20 protein-coding genes are annotated in these 18670 nt (G+C 73.7%); 9 read left to right on the forward strand and 11 right to left on the reverse strand.

Annotated elements, in window-relative coordinates; translation table 11 throughout:
- The first annotated feature begins 121 nt into the window (after nt 1-121).
- Complete coding sequence (locus tag ACH4VX_RS34905) at nt 122-307, forward strand: hypothetical protein (RefSeq protein WP_398373268.1); 186 nt, start codon at nt 122-124, stop codon at nt 305-307.
- 13 nt (nt 308-320) lie between these two features.
- On the opposite strand, the gene ACH4VX_RS34910 is transcribed toward ACH4VX_RS34905, so the two are convergent.
- Nucleotides 321-1052 (reverse strand): helix-turn-helix domain-containing protein, encoded by a 732-nt coding sequence (locus ACH4VX_RS34910; RefSeq protein WP_398373312.1) that lies wholly within the window; start codon nt 1050-1052, stop codon nt 321-323.
- Nucleotides 1053-1273: 221 nt separating this feature from the next.
- Here ACH4VX_RS34910 and ACH4VX_RS34915 point away from each other — a divergent pair, with 221 nt between their 5' ends.
- From ACH4VX_RS34915 to ACH4VX_RS34930, 4 genes are all read left to right on the forward strand, one after another.
- Nucleotides 1274-1942: a DUF4097 family beta strand repeat-containing protein gene (locus tag ACH4VX_RS34915; RefSeq protein ID WP_398373270.1), complete on the forward strand. Its 669-nt coding sequence runs from the start codon at nt 1274-1276 to the stop codon at nt 1940-1942.
- A 12-nt stretch (nt 1943-1954) separates the two neighbouring features.
- On the forward strand, nt 1955-2911 hold the full coding sequence (locus ACH4VX_RS34920; RefSeq protein WP_398373271.1) for an ATP-binding cassette domain-containing protein: 957 nt from the start codon (nt 1955-1957) through the stop codon (nt 2909-2911).
- Entirely contained in the window at nt 2908-3693 is a 786-nt protein-coding gene (locus ACH4VX_RS34925) for an ABC transporter permease (protein ID WP_398373273.1), read from the forward strand. Before ACH4VX_RS34920 ends, ACH4VX_RS34925 begins: the two co-directional genes overlap by 4 nt.
- Before the next feature lie 409 nt (nt 3694-4102).
- Nucleotides 4103-4486, forward strand: coding sequence for a hypothetical protein (locus tag ACH4VX_RS34930; RefSeq protein WP_398373275.1), 384 nt, complete (start codon nt 4103-4105; stop codon nt 4484-4486).
- Nucleotides 4487-4490: 4 nt separating this feature from the next.
- Here ACH4VX_RS34930 and ACH4VX_RS34935 read toward each other — a convergent pair whose 3' ends face one another.
- The 3 genes from ACH4VX_RS34935 to ACH4VX_RS34945 form a co-directional block, all read right to left on the reverse strand.
- Entirely contained in the window at nt 4491-6134 is a 1644-nt protein-coding gene (locus tag ACH4VX_RS34935; RefSeq protein WP_398373277.1) for a DNA repair helicase XPB, read from the reverse strand.
- Nucleotides 6135-6232: 98 nt separating this feature from the next.
- Nucleotides 6233-6412 (reverse strand): hypothetical protein, encoded by a 180-nt coding sequence (locus tag ACH4VX_RS34940; RefSeq protein WP_398373279.1) that lies wholly within the window; start codon nt 6410-6412, stop codon nt 6233-6235.
- Nucleotides 6413-6822: 410 nt separating this feature from the next.
- Nucleotides 6823-9531 carry a helicase-associated domain-containing protein gene (locus ACH4VX_RS34945; protein ID WP_398373281.1) on the reverse strand — a complete coding sequence of 903 codons (2709 nt, stop codon included), beginning with the start codon at nt 9529-9531 and terminating at the stop codon, nt 6823-6825.
- 117 nt (nt 9532-9648) lie between these two features.
- On the opposite strand from ACH4VX_RS34945, the gene ACH4VX_RS34950 reads away from it, so the two are divergent.
- Together ACH4VX_RS34950 and ACH4VX_RS34955 are read left to right on the forward strand one after the other, a co-directional pair.
- The gene (locus ACH4VX_RS34950) at nt 9649-10677 is read left to right on the forward strand and encodes a hypothetical protein (protein WP_398373282.1); all 1029 of its coding nucleotides are present in this window, start codon (nt 9649-9651) and stop codon (nt 10675-10677) included.
- 143 nt (nt 10678-10820) lie between these two features.
- Nucleotides 10821-11450: an HAD family hydrolase gene (locus ACH4VX_RS34955; protein WP_398373284.1), complete on the forward strand. Its 630-nt coding sequence runs from the start codon at nt 10821-10823 to the stop codon at nt 11448-11450.
- On the opposite strand, the gene ACH4VX_RS34960 is transcribed toward ACH4VX_RS34955, so the two are convergent.
- Nucleotides 11432-11716, reverse strand: coding sequence for a hypothetical protein (locus ACH4VX_RS34960; protein ID WP_398373285.1), 285 nt, complete (start codon nt 11714-11716; stop codon nt 11432-11434). The genes ACH4VX_RS34955 and ACH4VX_RS34960 overlap by 19 nt on opposite strands.
- 164 nt (nt 11717-11880) lie before the next feature.
- Between ACH4VX_RS34960 and ACH4VX_RS34965 the strand changes: the two genes are divergently transcribed.
- On the forward strand, nt 11881-12264 hold the full coding sequence (locus tag ACH4VX_RS34965; RefSeq protein WP_037930607.1) for a cold-shock protein: 384 nt from the start codon (nt 11881-11883) through the stop codon (nt 12262-12264).
- 188 nt (nt 12265-12452) lie between these two features.
- Here the strand turns inward: ACH4VX_RS34965 and ACH4VX_RS34970 are convergent, their stop codons facing one another.
- The 4 genes from ACH4VX_RS34970 to ACH4VX_RS34985 form a co-directional block, all read right to left on the reverse strand.
- A complete protein-coding gene (locus tag ACH4VX_RS34970) occupies nt 12453-13310 on the reverse strand; it encodes a 1,4-dihydroxy-6-naphthoate synthase (RefSeq protein WP_398373287.1) in 858 nt (285 codons plus the stop codon).
- Complete coding sequence (locus tag ACH4VX_RS34975; protein ID WP_398373289.1) at nt 13297-14052, reverse strand: futalosine hydrolase; 756 nt, start codon at nt 14050-14052, stop codon at nt 13297-13299. Before ACH4VX_RS34975 ends, ACH4VX_RS34970 begins: the two co-directional genes overlap by 14 nt.
- Entirely contained in the window at nt 14019-14474 is a 456-nt protein-coding gene (locus tag ACH4VX_RS34980; protein ID WP_398373313.1) for a DUF2771 domain-containing protein, read from the reverse strand. The genes ACH4VX_RS34975 and ACH4VX_RS34980 overlap by 34 nt, the downstream gene beginning before the upstream one ends.
- A gap of 107 nt (nt 14475-14581) precedes the next feature.
- On the reverse strand, nt 14582-16015 hold the full coding sequence (locus tag ACH4VX_RS34985) for an MFS transporter (protein WP_398373291.1): 1434 nt from the start codon (nt 16013-16015) through the stop codon (nt 14582-14584).
- 333 nt (nt 16016-16348) lie between these two features.
- On the opposite strand from ACH4VX_RS34985, the gene ACH4VX_RS34990 reads away from it, so the two are divergent.
- Nucleotides 16349-17275 (forward strand): DUF3027 domain-containing protein, encoded by a 927-nt coding sequence (locus ACH4VX_RS34990; protein ID WP_398373292.1) that lies wholly within the window; start codon nt 16349-16351, stop codon nt 17273-17275.
- Nucleotides 17276-17428: 153 nt separating this feature from the next.
- On the opposite strand, the gene ACH4VX_RS34995 is transcribed toward ACH4VX_RS34990, so the two are convergent.
- Nucleotides 17429-18031, reverse strand: a complete 603-nt coding sequence (locus ACH4VX_RS34995; protein ID WP_398373293.1) for a M23 family metallopeptidase — start codon at nt 18029-18031, stop codon at nt 17429-17431.
- Nucleotides 18032-18382: 351 nt separating this feature from the next.
- Complete coding sequence (locus tag ACH4VX_RS35000) at nt 18383-18661, reverse strand: hypothetical protein (protein WP_398373295.1); 279 nt, start codon at nt 18659-18661, stop codon at nt 18383-18385.
- Nucleotides 18662-18670: the final 9 nt, after the last annotated feature.

The following is an 18670-nucleotide window of genomic DNA, read 5'->3' on the forward strand; positions in this document are numbered from 1 at the left end:
CCTAGCGGGCCCCACTGACAACAGCGCAGATCCGTACAGAAAGCCGAGGCCAGAGCAGTGAGAGAAGCCATTCCCCACCCCGCTGAAGCGGGGCGTCCCCTGGCCAGGACCTGATGGAGACATGAGCGCAGCGACCATCCACCCCAGCACACCGCCGGTCCGGCCGGCCGGCGCGACCTCGGTCCAGGGCAGTCGTCCGCACCGCCTCGGTGCTGCCCTGCGCGCCGTGAAGGTGTTCCTCGGAGCCGCCTTCGACGTGATCGTCCTCGGTGAGTACGGCGAGGAGGCGGGCGTCCGCCGCGGGTAGGCGGTGTGCCCGGCTACCCGCGGTCCGGAGGCGTCTCCGGCTTCGTGTGAAGGACCTCGCGGGCCTGCTCGGCGGCGCGCGCGATGGCCTCGGAGATGAAGTCGAGGTAGCGGGCGGCGTTCTCCAGGCGCGTGGCGGCCGGTGTGCCGGGCCCCATGATGCCGACGCCCAGCCGCGAGGTCTCGGCGACCTGGGCCGTGGACGCGGCGCTGGCCATCATCGACTGGTACCAGATGTCGTCGTCGAAGCTGTAGCGCTCACGGCGGCCTTCCTCGCGTTCCCGGCGGACGAGGCCCTGGCCCTCCAGGAACATGACCGCCTTGGAGATGGACGCCGGGCTGACCTGGAGGCGCTGCGCGAGTTCGGCGGCGGTGAGGCTGCCGCTGTCGGTGAGGGTCAGGCAGGCCATGACCCGGGCCATCATCTTGGGCGTGCCCGACGCTATGAAGACGGTGGTGAGCGTCTCCTCGTACTCGCGCACGGCCTCCGCGTCGCGTCCCTGGCCCTCCGGGAGCGCCTTTGGCCCCCGGGGCGCGGCCTGTCTGCGCCGGTGGGCGCGGCGTTCGGTGGCGCGGTGGGCCAGATCCGCGCGGTAGGCGGTGGGTCCGCCGTTGCGCATCACCTCACGCGTGATCGTCGAGGTGGGGCGGTCGAGACGTCTGGCGATCTCCGCGTAGGCGAGTCCGTCGGCCAGCCCCAGTGCGATCTGCTGGCGTTCCTGCTGGGTGAGCCTGCCTCCTGGCAACGCGGTCTCCTTCATGGTCCGTGAGGTCTCCAGCATAGCGTTCACTCTCAATCCATTGCAACGACCGGGGTTCGTCTGTTGCGTTAGGTTCTGAACCGTTGCAACGATATTTCTGCTCTGAGCTGCGCTGATGAGATTCCAGTGCAACGAGTCTGTTGCTGCAATTCTGAACGCAACGTAGCGTTTCCGTTGTCAGAAACGACAACCCGAAGGAGCGCACGATGCAGTTCGACACCCCCACCCCGGTCTCGGTCGTCCTCGACATCCCCGCGGGCCGCATTCGCCTCATCGCCGCCGACCGGGCCGACACGGTGGTCGAGGTCCTGCCCGCGGACGCCACGAAGAGCCGCGACACGAAGGCGGCGGAGCGGACCAGGGTCGAATACGGCGGAGGCGTCCTGCGGATCGAGGGCCCGCCGGCGAAGAACCAGATCCTCGGCCCGTCCGGATCCGTCGAGGTCACCGTCCGGCTGCCGGTCGGCTCCCGCGTCGAGGCGAAGGCGGCCGCCGCGGAGCTGCGGGGCGTCGGCCGGCTCGGCGACGTCGCCTTCGAGGGCGCGCAGGGCCCGGTCAAACTCGACGAGGCCGCGAGCGTCCGCCTCACCGTCCTCGCCGGCGACGTCTCGGTCGGCCGCCTGGGCGGCCCCGCGGAGATCAGCACCCAGAAGGGCGACATCCGCGTCACCGAGGCCGTGCGCGGCACGGTCACGCTGCGCACCGAGCACGGTGACGTCTCGGTCGGCGCCGCCCGCGGGGTCTCCGCCTCCCTGGACGCCGGCACCGGCTACGGCCGGGTCCACAACACGCTCAGGAACGCCGACGGCGCCACCGCCGGCCTGACCGTCCACGCGACCACCGCCTACGGCGACATCACCGCCCGCAGCCTGTAGAGGAGAACCCCCATGACCGGCTTGGCCATCGCGGCGAACGGGCTGCGCAAGTCCTACGGCGACAAGGTCGTCCTCGACGGTGTCGACCTGACCGTCCCGGAAGGAACGATCTTCTCCCTGCTCGGCCCGAACGGCGCCGGCAAGACCACCGTCGTCAAGATCCTCTCCACCCTCGTCACCGCGGACGCGGGCGACCTGCGGGTCGGCGGCCACGACCTCGCCACCGACCCCCGGGCCGTACGGTCCGAGATCGGCGTCACCGGTCAGTTCTCCGCCGTGGACGGCCTGATCACCGGCGAGGAGAACATGCTCCTGATGGCGGACCTGCACCACCTCTCCAAGCGCGAGGGACGGCAGGTCACCGCCGAACTGCTGGAGCGGTTCGACCTCACCGAGGCGGCGGGGAAGCCCGCCTCCACCTACTCCGGCGGCATGAAGCGCCGCCTCGACATCGCCATGACCCTGGTCGGCAGCCCGCGGATCATCTTCCTCGACGAGCCGACCACCGGCCTCGACCCGCGTTCCCGCCACGGCATGTGGCAGATCATCCGCGAACTGGTCTCCGGCGGGACCACCGTCCTCCTCACCACCCAGTACCTGGAGGAGGCCGACGAACTCGCCGACCGAATCGCCGTGCTCCACGACGGCACGATCGCCGCCGAGGGCACCGCCGAGGAGCTCAAGCGGATCGTCCCCGGCGGCCACGTCCGCCTCCGCTTCACCGACCCGGCCCTCTGCCGGTCCGCCGCCTCCGCACTGGGCGAGGCCTCCCGGGAGGACGACGCCCTCGCCCTGCAGATCCCCAGCGACGGCAGCCAGCGCGAACTGCGCGCCGTCCTCGACCGGCTGGACTCCGCCGGCGTCGAGGCGGACGAACTGACCGTGCACACCCCCGACCTCGACGACGTCTTCTTCGCCCTGACCGGCGGCGCCGCGGTCCCCGACCAGCCCAAGGAGGCCGTCCGATGAGCACCCTCGCCCTGGCCGTGCGCGACTCGTCCACGATGCTGCGCCGCAACCTCCTGCACGCGCGGCGCTACCCGTCCCTCACCCTGAACCTGCTGCTCACGCCGGTCGTGCTGCTGCTGCTCTTCGTCTACATCTTCGGCGACGTGATGAGCGCGGGCATGGGCGGAACCGACCGCTCCGCGTACATCGCCTACCTCGTGCCGGGCCTGCTGCTGATGACCATCGGCAGCACCACGATCGGCACCGCGGTCTCCGTCTCCATGGACATGACCGAGGGCATCATCGCCCGCTTCCGCACGATGGCCATCCACCGGGGCTCGGTGCTCATCGGGCACGTCGTCGGCAGCGTGCTCCAGTGCGTGATGAGCGTGGTCTTCGTCGGCGCCGTCGCCGTGGCCATCGGCTTCCGCTCCACCGACGCCACCGTCCTGGAGTGGCTGGCGGCGTTCGGGCTGCTCGTACTGTTCGCCCTGGCGCTCACCTGGATCGCGGTCGGCATGGGGCTGGTCAGTCCGAACGCCGAGGCCGCCAGCAACAACGCGATGCCGCTGATCCTGCTGCCGCTGCTGTCCAGCGCCTTCGTCCCGGTCGACGGGATGCCGGGCTGGTTCCAGCCCGTCGCCGAGTACCAGCCCTTCACGCCCGCCATCGAGACCCTGCGCGGGCTGCTGCTCGGCACGGAGATCGGCCACAACGGGTGGCTCGCCCTCGCCTGGTGCCTGGGGCTCGCGGTGCTCGGCTACTTCTGGTCGGCGTCTGCGTTCGACCGCGACCCGAAGTAGCGGCCGACAGCCCGTCCCGGGCGGGGGGCCCCCCCCCCCCCCCCGGGGGCCCCCCCCCCCCCGGGGGGCCCCGCCCCCCCCCCCCCCCCCCCCCCCGCCCCCCCCCCCCCCGGGGGGCCCGCCCCCCCCCCCCCGGGCCCCCCCCCCCCGGGGGCGGGGGGGGGGGGGGGGGGGGGTGCCGGGGGGGGGGGGGGGGGGCGGGGCGCCCCCCCCCCCCCCGGGGCGGGCCCCCCCCCCCCGCCGGGGGGGGCCCCCCCCCCCCCCCCGGGGGGCCCCCGCCGCCCCGTCGGCGTTCCCGGCCGATCCGTCCCGCCCCGCCCTCTTCCGCCGTACGGATTGAGTACGCGGACGCCCACCGCTGAGTACCGGCGCACATGTGCCGAAACCGGCGGACGGCTTCACTGGCCGCATGAACGTTCACCACGCCGCCGCCCCCGGGCCGGCCGTCCGGCGGTACCGGGCCGAGCGGGACCCCCGCGCCTGGGTGGCACCGGCCCTCGCGACCGCGCTCGGGTCGCTCCTGGCACCGTTCGCGGTGCTGCTCGGCGGGATGTCCGTCATGGCGACCGACAGCTGCGGCCCCGACGACTGCTCGCAGGCGCTGACGACCGCCCTGACCCTGATCTTCGGCACCCTGTTCTTCGGGGGCCTCCTCGCGGCGGGCGCCTGGCTCACGGCCTGGCTGCTGCCGTGGACCCGCCGCTGGTCGGTCCTGCGCGCCTGGCTGGCCGGGCTCTCGCTGCTGCCCTGGCTGTTCGTCCTGGCGCTGGTGTTCAATCTGCCCGCGGGGTGACCGGTCAGCCGTCGGTGAGGAGCTCGTCCGCGTCCATGATCCGGTACGCGTACCCCTGCTCGGCCAGGAACCGCTGGCGGTGCGCCGCGAAGTCCTGGTCGATGGTGTCGCGGGCGACCACGGAGTAGAAGTGGGCCCGGTGCCCGTCCGCCTTGGGCCGCAGCACCCGGCCGAGCCGCTGCGCCTCCTCCTGCCGCGACCCGAAGGTGCCCGACACCTGGATGGCGACCGTGGCCTCCGGCAGGTCGATCGAGAAGTTCGCGACCTTGGACACGACCAGGACGCTGATCTCGCCCTCCCGGAACGCGCCGAAGAGCTTCTCCCGCTGCGCGTTCGACGTCTCGCCCTTGATCACCGGCGCGTTCAGGTGCTCGCCCAGCTCGTCCAGCTGGTCGATGTACTGCCCGATGACGAGGATCTGCTGCCCCGCGAACCGCCGGACGATCGCCTCCGTCACCTTCTGCTTGGTCGCCGTCGTCGAACAGAACCGGTACTTCTCCTCCTGCTCCGCCGTCGCGTACGCCAGCCGCTCGGAGTCGGTGAGGTTGACCCGGACCTCCACGCAGTCGGCCGGGGCGATGTAGCCCTGCGCCTCGATCTCCTTCCACGGCGCGTCGAACCGCTTCGGGCCGATCAGCGAGAACACGTCGGACTCGCGGCCGTCCTCGCGCACGAGGGTCGCGGTCAGGCCGAGCCGCCGCCGGGCCTGGAGATCGGCCGTGAACTTGAAGACGGGGGCGGGCAGCAGGTGCACCTCGTCGTAGAGGATCAGGCCCCAGTCCCGGGAGTCGAACAGCTCCAGGTGGGGGTAGATCCCCTTCCGCTTCGTCGTCAGCACCTGGTAGGTGGCGATGGTGACGGGGCGGATCTCCTTCCTCGTCCCGCTGTACTCGCCGATCTCCTCCTCGGTCAGCGAGGTCCGCTTCACCAGCTCGTGCTTCCACTGGCGGGCCGAGACGGTGTTGGTGACCAGGATCAGCGTGGTCGACTTCGCCTGCGCCATCGAGCCCGCGCCGACCAGCGTCTTGCCCGCGCCGCAGGGGAGGACGACCACACCGGAACCGCCGTGCCAGAAGTTCTCCACGGCCTGCTTCTGGTAGGGGCGCAGCGCCCACCCGTCCTCGACCAGCTCGATGGGGTGCGCCTCGCCGTCCACGTACCCGGCGAGGTCCTCGGCCGGCCAGCCCAGCTTCAGCAGCGTCTGCTTGATCTGCCCGCGCTCCGAGGGGTGCACGGCCACCGTGTCGGGGTCGAGGCGGGCGCCGACCAGCGGGGCGATCCGCTTGGAGCGCAGCACCTCCTCCAGGACCGGCCGGTCGGTGCTGGTGAGGACGAGGCCGTGCGCCGGGTGCTTGACCAGGCTGAGCCGGCCGTAGCGGTCCATGGTGTCGGCGATGTCGACGAGCAGCGCGTGCGGCACCGGGTAGCGGCTGTACTGCACCAGCGCGTCCACGACCTGCTCGGCGTCGTGCCCGGCCGCCCGCGCGTTCCACAGGCCGAGCGGGGTCACCCGGTAGGTGTGGATGTGCTCGGGCGCACGCTCCAGCTCGGCGAACGGCGCGATGACCCGACGGCAGTCGTCGGCCTGCTCATGATCGACTTCAAGAAGCAGAGTTTTGTCGGACTGGACGATGAGCGGACCATTCACGCGCGGCTGCCTTTCTGCGACGGGCTCGGCACGGGCACTGCACGGCCAAACCTCCAGTTTGCCCGATCGCGCGCGTCGGTGGTCCTGAGCGGGCCGGGCTACTTCGGCGCGGACAGCGTGAGGTTGTTCACCAGTGGCCCCTCCACTCCGCCGACCGGAATCGACGACGGCAGCGCGGCGGCGGCCGGGGCGAGCACCGCGACGAGCGCGACGGCGGTGAGACGGACGGCGACGGCGGTACGGGGCAGGGGGCCGGGGCGGTGGAGCCTGGAACGCACGGATACCTCTCAGTCGAGTGCACGGCACGGAACGGAACGGGCCGGTCCCGGGGACGAGGGACCGGCCCGCCACGAACGAGGAACGGATCAGAACGCGAGACGTGTCAGGACACGGAACGTGTCAGAAGGCCACGCCCCCGCCGAGGTCGATCCCGACCGCGGCGGCCTCGGCTGCGAACGCTCCGAGCAGCGCGGCCGTGGAGGTCGGTACGGCGGCGACGCGACGAACGGCACGCATGGGACTTCCTTTCTGTTGCGTGCGGACGGACCGCGGTGGCTTCCGGGCCCGTTCAGGACATCCGGTGGCTGCCCAACGGCCCGCCGCGGGATGCGCGACCGCCCGCAACCTCGCTCATCAGGGGGAAACCCCCGGCGTGGCGTGCATGAAGCCCGCCGTACACCCGAACGAGTCAGCCCTCGTCGTCCGCCAGCTCCGCGACCCCCGTGATCCTGTGCAGCGGATACGTACGCACCTCGTCCGCGGTGTGGTCGTACGCCGTGACGAAGCCCCCCTCGACCCGGACCGGGGCGACGACGCGCCGGCCGCCGCGGCCCTCGGCGTCGACGTAGCCGATCCACAGCGCCTCGCCGGTGAGAACGGCGGCCTGCACGGTGGCGAGGGTCTCGGCGGCGGTCGTACGGGGCGGCTCCCCGTGGTCCGGGTCGCCCCCGGTGGCCGGCTCGCGCGGGGTGGTGGAGGCGAGGTCGCCGGCGCGGACGGCGCGGAGCGCCGCCGTGAGCAGGGTGTCGTCGGGGACCGGCGGCCCGTCCGGGACCGGCGCGGGAGGGGTGCGCGGCGGGGTGCGGTGGGCGTCGGCCCGGGCGATCACCACATCGCCCTCCGCCGATTCCGCGGCCGGTGCGAACCCCATCGCGCGCAGCCCTTCCAGCAGACCGGCCGGACCGGCCTGCGCGGCCAGCACGGTCGGGGCCAGCCGGCGCAGGCCCAGCCCCGCGGCCCGCTTGTCGGCGAGGATCTCGCTGAGCACGGCGTCGTCGTCGCAGCGGACGTAGGCCGAGGCGGCGCCCACCCGGAGGTGCCCATGCCTGCGGGCGACGTCGTCGATGAGGTACGCCAGCGGCTGCGGCACCGGCGTACGGGAGTGCGCGGCGAGAAAGGCGTGCAGGTCGGAGGCGTCCTGCCCGGCGTCGAGGGCACGCCGCACCGAGCCGGGCGTGAACCGGTAGACGGTCGCGCCACCCTTCGACTCCACGTCCGCGAGGACCCCCAGCATGTCGGCGAGCGGCCGCTCCAGCGGGCCCGGCGCCACCGCCGTCAGATCGGCCTGGAGGAGCACGTGGTCCAGCGGTTCGGGCAGCAGCGGCGCGAGCAGGCGGGCGGCGGCGGCGGTGGCCGCGGCCTGCTCGGCGGGGGAGAGCGGCGTCGGCGCCGGGGCGGGCCGGTGATGCACGGGCAGCTTGTCACCCGGCCCCTCGGGCTCCCCCTCCAAACGCCTGGCCGCGGGCGCGCCGATCAGCGCCCGCCCGTGCGCGGACAGCGCGCCGCGCCCGGTGATCCCGAGCATCTCCGCCTCGGAGAGCGTCCACCGCGCGATCCGCGCCCGCAGGTCCTCGCCGCCCCCCGATCCCGGGAAACCCTCCGCCCCACGAGCACCTGCCACGATCGAGCCGTGCACGCCGCGAACGCCCACCGCTCCTGCGCCGCCGACACCGCGAACATCCTCCGCCGGTGACATGTCGGCCCCACGAGCACCCTCCGCCACTGAAGAGGCCGTACCGGCGGTACCCCGCCCGCCCCCGCGCGGCGGGCGCTCCCAGCGCAGTCGTGCCAGTACCGACTCCGAGGCCGGCGCGGCCCCCTCCGGGAGCCCGGCCAGCAGGGTCAGGACCCGGTGCCGTACCTCCGGGGCCGCCGAGCGGTCCAGGCCCGGACCCAGGGCCGTCAGCGTGCGGTCCTTCGCGTCCCGCCCGCCGACCAGCCCCGGCGTCCGCGTCGCCGCCAGCCACGCCGTGACCAGGTGCGCCCACCGCTCCGCGGCGGGCCGCTCGCGCCACTCGTCGTACGCCGGGGTCGCCGCGTACCGCTCGTCGGCCTCACCGTCGGAAGCCAGCAGCCCGGCCGCGTAGGCGAGTTCCACCCAGAACGCGGCCACCGGCTCGGGCACGTCCAGGGCCACGGCGGTCCGCTTCAGGTCCCGCACGCTCAGCCCGCCGGTCCGCAGCACCGCGGGGCCGCCCCCGTGCCAGTCCTTCAGCAGCTCCTCGACGGTCGCCGGCGCCGTGTACGCCTGCCCGGCCGCCGTCGCGTCCACCACCTGCGGACGGTGCGTGGCGGCGACCTCGACGGGCGGCGGCAACGGCTCCACCGTCCGGTGCGCCCGCCCCGCCCGCAGCCGCAGCGCGACCTCGCGCGGCAGTACGACCGTCCCGGGCGCCGTCGGCAGCAGCAGCCCCCGGTCGAGCAGCCAGCGCAGCCGGCGCGCGGGATCGGCGGTGACCTGCCCGTACGGCGGGCCCCAGACCAGCCGCTCCAGCACCTCCACGGACTCGGCCGGCGCCTCGTCGAGCAGCGCGGACATCCGCGCCGGGTCGTCGAACAGGGCGGTCAGGGAGGCCACGGCGGACACCGAGTCGTGCGTGGACGGCAGCCCCACCGTCGCCACGATCTCCTGGATCCGCCCCGGCGACATCCCTGCGGTGGCCTCCCGCACCGTCGGCCCGAGCCCGGTCGGCGAGGGATGCTGCGGCGACGGCGACAGCAGCTCACGGGCGGTGCGGACCAGCCGCAGCCGGTCGTCACCGCCCCACACCAGTGCCTGCTCGCGCAGCACGCCGAGCGCGTGCGGCAGCGCGGCGGAGACCGCCGGGTCCCCGTCGTCGCCCGCCAGCAGCCCGAGCAGCTCCTCGTACGAGGCGGGGTCCGCGGCCACGGCCAGCGCCTGGGCCGTCTGCAGCGTGAACCGGTCCAGCCGCTCCAGCGCCCGTACGACCGAGGCGCGGGTACCGGCGCGGGTGGCGAGCTGGGTGAGGTCGGTGGGCACGGGCATGATGAGATCCGGCCGGCTGCGCAGCAGCGCGGCCAGGGAGACGTCGTCCCGCCCCCGGAGGGCCTCGGCGAGGGATCGGGGTGCCGCCGCGGGGTTCTCCTCGGTGCTCATCCGTCTCACGTTAGCGGGTGGGTACGTCCGTGGAGTGCCGGGAGTTGGGTCGGCAGGCCCCACTCGCGGTACCGTCGGGCGACGGTGTCCCGACGCATCCGTCCCGGAGGGGACTTCGTGGGTATCGAGAGCGACCAGGTCGTCTACGAGTATCTGAGCCGCGTCGGCGACGTGGCGCAGCAGCGGCAGCTGCCGTCGGCGGCCCGTATGCGGCTGGTCGCCGAGTTGCGCGACGAGATCGACCGGCGCAGGGGGAAGGCCGTGGTCGATTCCCCCGCCGCGGTCCGCCGCATCATCTCCCGCATCGGCACGCCGACCGAGGTCGTCACGGCGGCCGAGGACGCCTCCGGCACCACCGCGGGCGCCGCCCCCGCGCCGCCCGCCGCCGTCCCGGTGCAGCGCGAGCCGGAGCGCGGCGCCGGGGCCCGCCACGACGCCCGCGAGGACGCGCGCGGCGCCGCCCGCCCCCAGGGCGTCCTGCGCCGGATCGTCCCCGGCCCCCGCCCGACCGGGACACCGGACAGCGGCCCCGCCCCCGCCGGCGTACCGTCCCCGCCGCACCGGGCCGGCACGGACGAACTCGGGGACAGCGCCACCCAGCCCGACTGGTGGCGGGTGGACAACAGCGCGTTCGGCATCGGCGACGAGGTGCCGGGCTTCGTCGGCGGCGTCGAGATCCCCGAACTCCTCAAGCCGCCCCCGGCGAAGGAGAAGGCGGAAACGCCGCCGGGGCCGGCCGCCGCGCCCGCGCCCGAGGCGGAGCCCGCCGCCTCCCGTCGCCGCCGCCTCCCGCGCCTGCCGTCCGGCCGCTGGAGCAACCCCCTGCTCCTGCTCGCCGCCGGCCTGCTGGTCGCGGGAACCGTGATCGGCGACTGGCGCGCGCTGATCCTGGGCTGGCTCATCGCCTACGCCTCCCGCCGCCTGACCCAGGCGGAGATCAAATGGGCGGTGGTCGTCCTCCCCGGCCTCGCGCTCACGGGCGGGGTCGTCTGGCTGTGGGGCAGGACGGAGGGCCGCTGGGGCACCCCCGTCCCCGAGGGCCACATGAACGACGCGATCTCCGAGACGTGGCCGTGGGTCGTGAGGGCCGCGGCCCTCACCACGGCCCTGTTCCTGGTCTGGCGCTCGCAGCGCCGGACGGGCTGAAGCCGGCCCCTGGGGCGTTCGAGGAACGGGTCCGGGGCGGCGCCCCCGGGTGGGGGACGGGCAGGGGCGGCGGGGGCGGACCCCCGGCCTCACGCCACGAGGCGGCCGACTGCTCGCCGCGGGCGCTGGGCACAATGGCCCACATGGCCCCCACGACCCCCCTCCCGCCCACCGTCGGCTTCGACCTCGACATGACGCTCATCGACTCCCGCCCCGGCATCCGCGCCTGCTACCTGGCGCTGGCCGAGCGGACCGGGACGTACATCGACGCCGATCTCGCGGTGAGCCGGCTCGGACCGCCACTGGCGGACGAGCTGATCAACTGGTTCCCGGCCGGGCGGGTCGACGAGATGGCGGACCTGTACCGGGCGATGTACCCGACGTACGCCATCGCGCCCACGCCCGCCCTGCCCGGCGCCCGGGAGGCGATAACGGCCGTACGGGAGGCGGGCGGGCGCGCGATCGTCGTCACCGCCAAGTACGAGCCCAACGCCAAGCTGCACCTGGCCCACCTCGGGATCGAGCCGGACGCCGTGATCGGCAACCTGTGGGCCGAGCAGAAGGCGCTCGCGCTGCGCGAGCACGAGGCCACCGTCTACGTCGGCGACCACCTGGGCGACGTGCGCGGCGCGCGGACCGCCGGCGCGCTGTCCGTCGCGGTCGCCACCGGCCCGTACGGCCCCGACGCGCTGCGCGAGGCCGGCGCGGACGTCGTCCTCACCGGTCTGACGGAATTCCCGCGGTGGTTTTCGGACTACCGCTCGGACGACTGACCGGAAACCGGCCCGGAAACCTGTCCCGCCCGCGCCCGACGGCGTCCCGCCGCGACCGAACGCAGTACGCCCGCGCCGGCCGTCAGGAATCCGACGGCCATGAGCATGCTCAGCCCGAACATGTACGTCGGAAAGGGCGTCGTCCCCAGGAACAACGGGGCCACAGTGACCAGAGTGGCCACGGCGCCGACGAAGAAGACGATGGCACCGGCACGGACCAGACCGTCACCGGGCGCGGGGGAATTCGCTTGGGTTTTGTCACGCACCGGACCAGGGTAGTTCCCAGCGCGAAGGAACAACCGAGTGACGTCTTGTCAGCGGCCTGAAGACCATTAGCCTTGGTAGCGGCGGGTCATCGGGCCCGCCCGAGTGCTATCAAGAGCCGATTTCCGAAGCAGTTTTCCCGACGAGTACGAGGACGAGGACAGACGTGCCCACCGGCAAGGTGAAGTGGTTCAACAGCGAGAAGGGCTTCGGCTTTCTCTCCCGTGACGACGGCGGCGACGTCTTCGTGCATTCCTCGGTCCTCCCCGCCGGAGTCGAGGCCCTCAAGCCGGGCCAGCGCGTCGAGTTCGGCGTGGTCGCCGGACAGCGCGGCGACCAGGCACTCTCCCTGACGGTCCTGGACCCGACCCCGTCGGTCGCGGCGGCCCAGCGCAAGAAGCCGGACGAGCTGGCCTCCATCGTCCAGGACCTGACGACCCTGCTGGAGAACATCACGCCGTCACTGGAGCGGGGCCGCTACCCCGACCGCGCGGCCGGCAAGAAGATCGCCGGCCTGCTCCGCGCGGTCGCCGACCAGCTGGACGTCTAGGCCCTGTCGTCACCTTCCCGCCCGCCCCGCGACGCCGTGCACGCCCTCTCGCCGCACCGGGCCCCGACCCGGGCACGTCCCGAGGGCCAGGGCCCGGCACGCCGGGGGCACGCACCCGGCGCCGCAGCGCCCGCCCTGCGGGCGGACGGCGGGAACGCGACGACAGGACCCAGGACGCCCGGGGCCCCTTACGGAAACCGCAGCGCGTCCGGGCCGAGGGGCGGCACCAGCCCCTCGGCCGCCGCACGCGTGAGCAGCCCCCGTACGGCCGCGTACCCGTCCTCGCCGAGACCGGCCGTGAACTCGTTGACGTACAGCTCGATGTGCTGGTCGGCGACGGCCGGGTCCATCTCCTGGGCGTGCTCCATGACGTACGGACGCGACGCCTCGGGCTCGTCCCAGGCCATTCGCACCGACGTACGGACGGAGTCGGCGAGCCGGGTCAGCGTCTCCTCGCCCAGCGACCGCTTCGCGATGATCGCGCCCAGCGGGATCGGCAGCCCGGTGGTCCGCTCCCAGTGCTCACCCATGTCGGCCAGCCGATGGAGCCCGTAGTTCCGGTACGTGAAGCGGGCCTCGTGGATGACGAGTCCCGCGTCGACCTTCCCGTCCCGTACGGCGGGCATGATCTCGTGGAACGGCATCACCACGATCTCTCCCACCCCGCCCGGCACGACCTCCGCCGCCCACAGCCGGAACAGCAGGTACGCCGTCGACCGCTCGCTCGGCACGGCGACCGTGCGCCCGGTGAGGTCCACCCCGGCCTCCCGCGTCAGCACCAGCGGCCCGCAGCCCCGCCCCAGCGCGCCGCCACAGGGCAGCAGGGCGTACGTGTCGAGGACGTACGGCAGCACCGCGTACGACACCTTCAGCGCATCCAGCTCACCGCGCTCGGCCATGCCGTTGGTGAGGTCGATGTCGGCGAAGGTGACGTCGACGGCGGGCGCGCCGGGGACACGGCCGTGGGCGAGGGCGTCGAAGACGAAGGTGTCGTTCGGGCAGGGGGAGTAGGCGATCCGCAGCCGCTGCTGCTCAGTGGTGGTCATACCGGTTCCAACTCTCCAGGACGGGCGCGAGCTTCCCGAAGCCCTCGGTGAGGGCCGTCAGGGCGTCGCCGATGCGCCAGGCGGCGCGGTCGCGCGGGCCGACGGGGTTCGACACCGCCCGCACCTCCAGCACGGGCACGCCGTGCGCGGCGGCGGCCTCGGCGACCCCGAAGCCCTCCATGGCCTCGGCGAGGGCGCGGGGGTGACGGGCACGGAGTGCGGCGGCGCGGGTGGCGGTCCCGGTCACCGTGGACACGGTGAGCACGGTTCCGGTGAGCGCGCCGGTCGCGGCGGCGGCCCGGCGGACCAGGGCGGCGGGCGGCCGGTGGGTGACGGTGCCGAAGCCGAGGTCGGTGACCGGCAGGAAACCGTCGGCCGTCTCGGCCCCCAGGTCGGCCGCCGTGATCTCGTCGGCGACGACGAGGGAGCCGAGGGGCGCGTGCGGCGGGAAACCGCCGGCGATCCCGGCGGAGACGACCAGGCCGTAGGGCAGGCCGTCCAGGGCCGCGGCGGTGAGCGCGCCGGCCGTGGAGGCGGCGGCGAGCGCCGGGCCGACCCCGGCGGCGAGGAGGGCGAAGGTGTCGGAGACCTGGAGCACGGTCGCCCCGGGGAGGGACAGTTCCCGTACGGGCCCCGGGAAGGCCCCGGCCACCGCGTCCCGCTCGACGGGGACCGCGGTGGCGACGAGGACGCGTGAGGACGACGTGATCAGTCGTCCTTCTTCTTCAGCCGGAAGGACCACAGACCCGTGGTCTCGTTCTCGCCCTCCTTGATCGACACCAGGGTCGAGTCGCCCTGGGCGCCGTACTGGGCGTTGAAGAACACGCTGCCGGGAATGGCCTGGTAGGTCTTCTTGCTGGAGTCGACCAGCGGCTGACCGTTCATCAGGATGGTCCAGCCGTTGTCGGCGATGTCCGGGTCGACGCCGAAGCGCACGGTCTCGGTGGGGTCGACGGTGATCTCGTCGATGCCCTTGTCCTTCAGACACGCGTTGAGCGTCTTGGTGTTCAGGGCGTCGCCCTCGCCACCGCAGGTGGCCTCCGAGCTCACCGAGTCGCTGCCCACCGTGATGGTGGCCATCGGCGTCGGCTTGTCACAGGCGGCCAGGACGAGCAGTCCGGCGGATACTGCGCCGGTGACGGCGACGGCACGGCGGCGTCGCACAGCGCGGTGTCTCGTAGCGGCTGCGCCGCGGGGCAACGTGGTCATGGGCGAAGGTTATCGGGCACGTGTGCCGCGCTCCCCACGTGGGGTACGGCGTGGCCGCGCCGTTACGCCACTCGCGCCCGCCCCGTGTTCCCCTGCCGGGCCGAGCGGATCAGTCCGCGGACCGTGGTCAGCCAGCCCGCGGCGACGATCGTCGCGCCCACCGCCAGCCCCAGTGGGCCGATCAGCGGCATCGCGATACCGATCGCGCCGCCCAGCACCCACGCCGTCTGCAGCAGCGTCTCCGAACGGGCGAACGCCGACGTCCGCACCAGCTCCGGCACGTCCCGCTGGATCAGCGCGTCCAGCGACAGCTTGGCCAGCGCCTGCGCGAACCCGGCGATCGCGGCGAGACACGCCACCAGGACCGCGCCGAAGAACGCGGCGGCCACGATCGCGGCGGCCAGCACACCCGCCACCACCGTCACGATGATGATCTCCGGGGCGCGCGACCGCAGCCATGCCCCGACCGCCGTACCGAGCGCGTTGCCCGCGCCGGCCGACACGCCCACTATGCCGAGCGACACCGCGGCGCTCTGACCCGTCATCGGGTGCTCGCGCAGGAGGAAGGCGAGGAAGAAGATCAGGAAGCCGGTGAGGCAGCGGATGGACGCGTTGGCGCCGAGCGCGTGGGTGACGGCCGGGCCGACCGTACGCAGCCCGGGGCGCTTCTCCGATTTGCCGTGCGGGCCGTGCAGATGCCGCTCGTCGGCGGCGAGCAGCGCCACGTCCTCGCCCTTCGCGGAGTCCACCTTCGGCGGCAGCCGGAAGGACAGGAACATCCCGGCCACGAAGATCGTGAACGCCCCGTACAGCGGCCAGCGCGGCCCGACCTGCTGCAGGCCCGCGCCGATCGGCGCGGCGATCCCGGTGGCCAGCAGCCCGCCGAGCGTCACCCGGGAGTTCGCCTTCACCAGGGAGAAGGCGGGCGGCAGCAGCCGCGGCACGACCGCGCTCCTGACCACCCCGTACGCCTTGGACGCGACCAGCACGCCCAGTGCCGCCGGGTACAGCTCCAGTCCGCCGGTGACGACCGCGCCGGACAGGACCAGGGCGAGCAGCGCCCGGGCGAGCATCGCGCCGGCCATGGCGGCGCGGCGGCCGTGCGGGAGGCGGTCGAGGAGCGGGCCGATCACCGGGGCGAGCAGGGTGAACGGTGCCATGGTGATGGCGAGGTAGAGGGCGACACGTCCGCGCGCCTCGTCGGTCGGCACCGAGAAGAACACCGTGGACGCCAGCGCGACCGTGATCATGACATCGCCGGCGCCGTTCACGCCGTGCAGTTCGATCAGCTTGCCGAGCCCGGACTCCCCGGCGCCGTGCGCGTGGGTCACCCGGCGGATCCCCCGCGCCGTTTTGGTCACCGGCAGGTGCAGGACGCGCCCGAACGCGCGAAGACGGCCGCCCGTCCGGCTCGTACCGAAGCGTCGGCCGCTGTCCCTGGCCCCTTTCGGCCCACCGGTCCCGGTGGCGCCCTGGGGTGTCCTCGCGGTAGCCACGACGCCATAGTGCCCCGAGAAGGCGGTGTGTAATGCCGTATCGCCATGGACGGCGCCCGGGTGCGGCTGTCCGGCGGAACACCGGAGGCGGGCCCCGGAAGGCGAGGGGCCGCCTTCCGGAACCGGCGCGCGGAGCCGAAGGAACAACCGTCGGTGTAGGCCCAGCGCACGGGAGAAGGTAGCGTGCGTATCTCAGCCATCCCGCAGAATGGATGGAGGCGCGCCCGAGCACGTTGTGGCGCGGACGTCGACGCGGTCCCACTGTCCGCTCCGTCCGCCCCCCGCGCTGGGAGTGGCGCACTCGTGAGACGGCGTAGGAGAGAAGCGATACCTGTGAGCGCAGCGACAACGCGAAGCCGCACCCCCGACCGTCTGTGCGCCGAGGCCGTCGACCTCGCCCGCGCCGCAGCCGAGGAGGTTGCCGCGCCCGGGGTCGTGGGCGAGCACGAAGGCCTGGTCTCCGAGGGGGACCGCGTCGTCACCCACTTCTTCGGGTGCCACGAGCCCGGCTACCGCGGCTGGCGCTGGGCCGTCACCGTGGCCCGCGCCTCCCGTGCCAAGATCGTCACGATCGACGAGGCGGTGCTGCTGCCCGGCCCCGACGCGGTCCTCGCACCGGAGTGGGTGCCGTGGAGCGAACGGCTGCGCCCCGGTGACATGGGCCCCGGCGATCTCCTCCCCACCGACGCCGAGGACCTGCGCCTGGAGCCCGGCTTCTCCGGCGAGGAGGAGCCGACGCCGGGTTCGGTGGTGTCCGAGGAGCTGGCCGAGCTGGCGGAGGCCGAGGACGCGGAGGTCACCGAGGGCACCCCGGCCCACCTGGTGGTGGCCCCGGCCCGTGGCACCATCGCGGCGGTCGCCGAGGAACTCGGCATGCGCCGCGCCCGGGTCCTGTCCCGCTACGGCCTGCACACCGCCGCCGACCGCTGGGAGGAGGGGTTCGGCGCGAAGACCCCGATGGCGCAGGCGGCCCCCGCCTCCTGCGTGTCGTGCGGCTTCCTCACCCCCATCGGCGGCTCGCTGGGCCAGGCGTTCGGGGTGTGCGCCAACGAGTTCTCCCCGGCCGACGGCCACGTCGTCTCCCTGGCCTACGGCTGCGGCGGCCACTCCGAGGCCGCGGTCATGCCGAAGCCCCCGCAGCCGGCCCCACCGGTCATCGACGAAACCCGCGTCGACCCGTTCCCCCTCCGCCCGTCCCCCGACTCCGGCTCGGTCCCGGCGACGGAGGACACGTCGTCGGCGGAGCTGGGGCACTCGTAGCGCCGGCCGGGACCGCGGTGCGGGGCAGCCGGAATCCACCCTGCGCCACGACGGCGGAGTCCGCGTGACGGAGCCGCGGAACGCGCGAAGCGACCCCGAGGGCAGGCGCGGGGCCGTCCTCGGGGTCGCTCGGGTGCCGTCAGGTGACCGGGGTCAGAGCCGGACGCCGTTGGCGCGCAGGAACTTCGCCGGGTCCACGGCGGAGCCGTAGTTCGGGGTGGTGCGGATCTCGAAGTGCAGGTGGGGACCGCTGGAGTTGCCGGTGTTGCCGGACAGGGCGATCTTCTGGCCGGTCTTGACGATCTGGCCGATCTTCACGTTGACCTGCGACAGGTGGGCGTACTGGGAGTACGTCCCGTTGCCGTGCTTGATCACGATCGCGTTGCCGTACGCCGGACCGTCACCGGCGCCGTTGCCGCCGGCCTTGACGACGGTGCCGCCGTGCGCGGCCTTCACCGTGGTGCCGGTCGGGACGGCGTAGTCCTGACCGCTGTGCTTGTGCGCCCACATGCCGCCGTTCTGGGCGAAGCTCGCGGACAGCTTGTAGTTCTTCACCGGGGAGATCCAGGAGGCCGTCGTCTTCGCGGCGGCCTGCGCCTGGGCGGCGGTGGCAGCACCGGGCACGGCCGTGTTCTCGGCGGCGACCGCGGCCCCGACTCCCAGGACGACCGTGGCGCCCATGCCGGCGGCCAGGACGGCCGCTCGGGTGCGGGCCGGGGACGTGCGGGGGAAACGGGACGTGACGCGCTGGAGCATGGAGACCTCATGGGTGAGGGGGCGGGGGAAGCCATCGGCGGAACGGGTCCGTGCCGTGCTGGCTGTTCCTTGGTAACCGGACCCGGTCAAAAGCCGCAAAGGTGTGACCTACGATGAAAGGCCGTACTTCGGGCGTGAGACGCACGTCTCTTGACCGGCGGCTCCAGGCGGGACGAAACCCCCATTTCAAGCTGATCGATCAGCCCTGTGCGCTAAATGTCCCTTTTGTGGTTGACCGCTTTTCCACTATTCCGGGTAGTACCGCACGAAGCGCCTGTGCCGCTTGTCACCGGGAGCCCGATCCGGGTGCCGCGTGAATGTGGTGTGCGTCTCCGGGGCCTCCGTCCGGAATCACCCGCCCAGCAGCTCCGGCGACCCACACGGCGCCACCGTCGACGCCGGCAGCGCCGTCGGGACGGTGGCCGGGCCCAGCAGGGTGGAGCGCTCGAGGCCGACCTCGTGGGCGTGGTGGTGGGCGATGCGGCGCCACAGGAGGGCGGCCGGGGAGCCCGCATGGGTGAGGTCCGGGCCGATGCCGGCGCCCGCCAGGACCACGGCCGGCGCGGCGACGGACGGCGACTCGAGCAGTACGGCCCCGGTCATCCACAGGGGGCGGCGGGGCGCGGACACCGCGTCCCA

This window comes from Streptomyces sp. NPDC020731 (genome assembly GCF_044334705.1).
Taxonomy (GTDB): domain Bacteria; phylum Actinomycetota; class Actinomycetes; order Streptomycetales; family Streptomycetaceae; genus Streptomyces.

What these genes read in the sequence shown, in the direction of transcription:
- ACH4VX_RS34970 (WP_398373287.1), bottom strand. Translation starts at nt 13,310, where the DNA reads ATGACCACCACTGAGCAGCAGCGGCTGCGGATCGCCTACTCCCCCTGC.
- ACH4VX_RS34955 (WP_398373284.1), top strand. Translation starts at nt 10,821, where the DNA reads ATGGCCCCCACGACCCCCCTCCCGCCCACCGTCGGCTTCGACCTCGAC.
- ACH4VX_RS34915 (WP_398373270.1), top strand. Translation starts at nt 1,274, where the DNA reads ATGCAGTTCGACACCCCCACCCCGGTCTCGGTCGTCCTCGACATCCCC.
- ACH4VX_RS34995 (WP_398373293.1), bottom strand. Translation starts at nt 18,031, where the DNA reads ATGCTCCAGCGCGTCACGTCCCGTTTCCCCCGCACGTCCCCGGCCCGC.
- ACH4VX_RS34945 (WP_398373281.1), bottom strand. Translation starts at nt 9,531, where the DNA reads ATGAGCACCGAGGAGAACCCCGCGGCGGCACCCCGATCCCTCGCCGAG.
- ACH4VX_RS34930 (WP_398373275.1), top strand. Translation starts at nt 4,103, where the DNA reads ATGAACGTTCACCACGCCGCCGCCCCCGGGCCGGCCGTCCGGCGGTAC.
- ACH4VX_RS34905 (WP_398373268.1), top strand. Translation starts at nt 122, where the DNA reads ATGAGCGCAGCGACCATCCACCCCAGCACACCGCCGGTCCGGCCGGCC.
- ACH4VX_RS34920 (WP_398373271.1), top strand. Translation starts at nt 1,955, where the DNA reads ATGACCGGCTTGGCCATCGCGGCGAACGGGCTGCGCAAGTCCTACGGC.
- ACH4VX_RS34925 (WP_398373273.1), top strand. Translation starts at nt 2,908, where the DNA reads ATGAGCACCCTCGCCCTGGCCGTGCGCGACTCGTCCACGATGCTGCGC.